3 protein-coding genes are annotated in these 3,495 nt (G+C 71.8%); 1 reads left to right on the top strand and 2 read right to left on the bottom strand.

Features of this window, described 5'->3' with window-relative positions; translation table 11 throughout:
* Positions 1-1,022: sigma factor-like helix-turn-helix DNA-binding protein (locus tag C6N75_RS27555; RefSeq protein WP_258177645.1), on the top strand; the 1,022-nt coding region annotated here is incomplete at its 5' end.
* 139 nt (positions 1,023-1,161) lie between these two features.
* Here C6N75_RS27555 and sucD read toward each other — a convergent pair.
* Both sucD and sucC read right to left on the bottom strand, forming a co-directional pair.
* Positions 1,162-2,046 (bottom strand): succinate--CoA ligase subunit alpha, encoded by an 885-nt coding sequence (gene sucD / locus C6N75_RS27550; protein ID WP_105871582.1) that lies wholly within the window; start codon positions 2,044-2,046, stop codon positions 1,162-1,164.
* A gap of 21 nt (positions 2,047-2,067) precedes the next feature.
* Positions 2,068-3,246, bottom strand: coding sequence for an ADP-forming succinate--CoA ligase subunit beta (sucC, locus tag C6N75_RS27545; protein ID WP_105871581.1), 1,179 nt, complete (start codon positions 3,244-3,246; stop codon positions 2,068-2,070).
* Positions 3,247-3,495 lie beyond the last annotated feature (249 nt).

Below are 3,495 nucleotides of genomic sequence, written 5' to 3'. Positions count from 1 at the left end.
GTGGGCTCGGAGATGTGTATAAGAGACAGTCCGGGGACGGGTCCCGGGGCGGGGCCTGTGCCGGTCCCGAGGCGGCGGCCCAGGACGCGACCGATGCCGCCGCTGCCGAGTCGGCTGCCGCAGACGACGGGTCGGCGGACGACGCGACGGTGGACGACGACGTGTCAGCGGGCGACGGGTCGGCGGACGACGGGCTCGCGGGCGACGAGGTCTCCGCGCCCGCCGCCGCGTTCGACGCGCTGTACGAGTGGGCCGCACCGGTCCTCGTACAGCAGGCGTACCTGCTGACCGGCCGGCGCAGGCTGTCCCGGGAGGCCGTGGAGTACGCCTTCCACCTGGCGTGGGAGCGCTGGCCCGAGGTGGCCGTGGACCGCGACCCGGTCGGCTGGGTGCGGGCCGCGGTGCACGAGTACGCGCTGTCGCCCTGGCACCGCTTCCGGCGCTCGCAGCGCAGCCCCGACAAGCCCGGCACGCCCGCCGCCGATCTCGCGGCGCAGGCGCTGCGGGCCGCGGTGCTGGAGCTGCCGCCCGCCTACCGGCGCACCCTGCTCCTCTACGACGGCCTGGGGTTGGACCTGCCGGAGACGGCGGCCGAGACGGAGGCGAGCACGCCGGCGGCGGGCAACCGGGTGCTGCACGCCCGGGCGGCGCTGGCCGAGCGGGTGCCGGAGCTGGCGGACCCGGCGGTGCTGCACAAGCGGCTGAGCTACGTCCTGGCGAAGGGGCCGGCGATCGCGCTGACGGTGCCGCGCACCGTGCGCAGCGGCAGCGAGCGCCGCGTCCGGCTGTGGACCCGGGCCGCGATCGTGCTGACGGTGCTGATCATCGGGGCGACCGCGTTCACCCTGGCGACCGCGCCGACCTCGTACCAGCCGCCGCTGGCGCCGGGTGAGCCGGTGGCCGGGGTGCCGGTGCTCAGCGGGCCGGAGCGGAGCCTGACGCCGAAGGACGCCGCGCTGCGCGACAAGCTGCGCTCCGAGCCGGCCGGCGGCCCGGAACGGCTGGTGCCGCAACTGCCTTGATCTCCATGGGCCGGACACGCGGACGGGCCCGCCGCCGGAGGAACATCCGGCGGCGGGCCCGTCCTGCTGCGCGGGGCCTGGTGGGCGAGCCTGGTGGGCGAGCCTGGTGGGCGAGCCTGGTGGGCGAGCCTGGTGGGGCTCAGCCCTGCAGGATGGCGCGGGCCAGTTTGGCGGTCTCCGTCGGCGTCTTGCCGACCTTGACGCCGGCGGCCTCCAGGGCCTCCTTCTTGGCCTGCGCGGTGCCGGAGGAGCCCGACACGATGGCGCCGGCGTGGCCCATGGTCTTGCCCTCGGGGGCGGTGAAGCCCGCGACGTAGCCGACGACCGGCTTGGAGACGTTGGCCTTGATGAAGTCGGCCGCGCGCTCCTCGGCGTCGCCGCCGATCTCACCGATCATGACGATCAGCTCGGTCTCCGGGTCGGCCTCGAAGGCCGCCAGGGCGTCGATGTGGGTGGTGCCGATGACCGGGTCGCCGCCGATGCCGACCGCCGAGGAGAAGCCGATGTCCCGCAGCTCGTACATCATCTGGTAGGTCAGCGTGCCGGACTTCGACACCAGACCGATCTTGCCCGGCTTGGTGATGTCGCCGGGGATGATGCCCGCGTTGGACTGGCCCGGGGTGATCAGGCCGGGGCAGTTGGGGCCGATGATCCGGGTCTTGTCGCCCTTGGACTTCGCGTACGCCCAGAAGGCGGCCGAGTCGTGGACGGCGATGCCTTCGGTGATGACGACCGCGAGCGGGATCTCGGCGTCGATGGCCTCGACGACGGCGGCCTTGGCGAAGGCCGGCGGCACGAAGAGGACGGAGACGTCGGCGCCGGTCTTCTCCATCGCCTCGGCGACGGAGCCGAAGACGGGGACGGAGGTGCCGTCGAAGTCGACGCTGGTGCCGGCCTTGCGCGGGTTCACGCCGCCGACGATGTTGGTGCCGTCACCCAGCATGAGCTTGGTGTGCTTCATGCCCGTGGCACCGGTCATGCCCTGGACGATGACCTTGCTGTCCTTGGTCAGGAAGATAGCCATGGTGGTGTACTACCTCGTCCCTTACTTCGCAGCCGCGAGCTCGGCGGCCTTGTCGGCCGCGCCGTCCATGGTGTCCACGCGCTGCACCAGCGGGTGGTTGGCGTCCGAAAGGATCTTGCGACCCAGCTCGGCGTTGTTGCCGTCGAGCCGGACGACCAGCGGCTTGGTGACGTCCTCGCCGCGGGACTCCAGGAGCTGGAGGGCCTGCACGATGCCGTTGGCGACCTCGTCGCAGGCGGTGATGCCGCCGAAGACGTTGACGAAGACGGACTTGACGTCCGGGTCGCCGAGGATGATCTCCAGGCCGTTCGCCATGACCTCGGCGGAGGCGCCGCCGCCGATGTCGAGGAAGTTGGCGGGCTTGACGCCGCCGTGCGCCTCACCGGCGTAGGCGACCACGTCCAGGGTGGACATGACCAGGCCGGCGCCGTTGCCGATGATGCCGACCTCGCCGTCCAGCTTGACGTAGTTGAGGTTCTTGGCCTTGGCGGCGGCCTCCAGCGGGTTGGCCGCCGCCTTGTCCTCGAGCGCCTCGTGCTCGGGCTGGCGGAAGTCGGCGTTGGCGTCCAGGGACACCTTGCCGTCCAGGGCGATGACCCGGCCGTCGGCGACCTTGGCCAGCGGGTTGACCTCGACGAGGAGTGCGTCCTCGGCGACGAAGGTCTCCCAGAGGGTGACCAGGATGTCGGCGACCTGGTCGGCGACCTCGGCCGGGAACTTCGCCTGGGCGACGATCTCGGCGGCCTTCTCCTTGGAGACGCCCTCGTTGGCGTCGACCGGCACCTTGGCCAGCTTCTCGGGGGTCGTCGCGGCGACCTCCTCGATGTCCATGCCGCCGGCGACGGAGGCCATGGCCAGGAAGGTGCGGTTGGTGCGGTCGAGGAGGTACGAGACGTAGTACTCCTCGGCGATCTCCGGGGCGGTCTCGGCGATCATCACCTTGTGGACCGTGTGGCCCTTGATGTCCATGCCGAGGATGTCGGTCGCGCGGGCGACCGCCTCGTCCGGGGTCGCGGCCAGCTTGACGCCGCCGGCCTTGCCGCGCCCACCGACCTTGACCTGGGCCTTGACGACCGACTTGCCGCCCAGCTTCTCGGTGGCCTCGCGCGCCGCCTCAGGCGTGTCGATGACTTCACCGGCCAGCACCGGTACACCGTGCTTGGCGAAGAGGTCCCTCGCCTGGTACTCGAACAGGTCCACGCGCGTCCGTCCCTTTTCTGGTGATCGCGGTTCGTTGTCTGCGTGGGCGTGCCGCGCGCCCGGATAGGGCGGAGGGCAACGTGACTGCGCTGTCACAAGGGAGGCGTACACGGTGTCCGTGGACGCGGCATGTCCGTCTCGCAGGTTATCCCCGTAGGCCCCGGCCCCCTAAATCGCAGATCACACCGGAGCGGTGATACCGGTCACAGGCTCCGCCCCCCTCCACCTCTCACGCGGGGCCCCTCGCCC

Source organism: Streptomyces solincola (assembly GCF_002982015.1).
In the GTDB taxonomy this organism is placed as follows: Bacteria; Actinomycetota; Actinomycetes; order Streptomycetales; family Streptomycetaceae; genus Streptomyces; species Streptomyces solincola.
This window is presented reverse-complemented; position numbering and strand designations above follow the sequence as displayed.

Coding starts and splice junctions, on each gene's coding strand:
- sucD (WP_105871582.1), bottom strand. CDS start 2,046: ATGGCTATCTTCCTGACCAAGGACAGCAAGGTCATCGTCCAGGGCATG.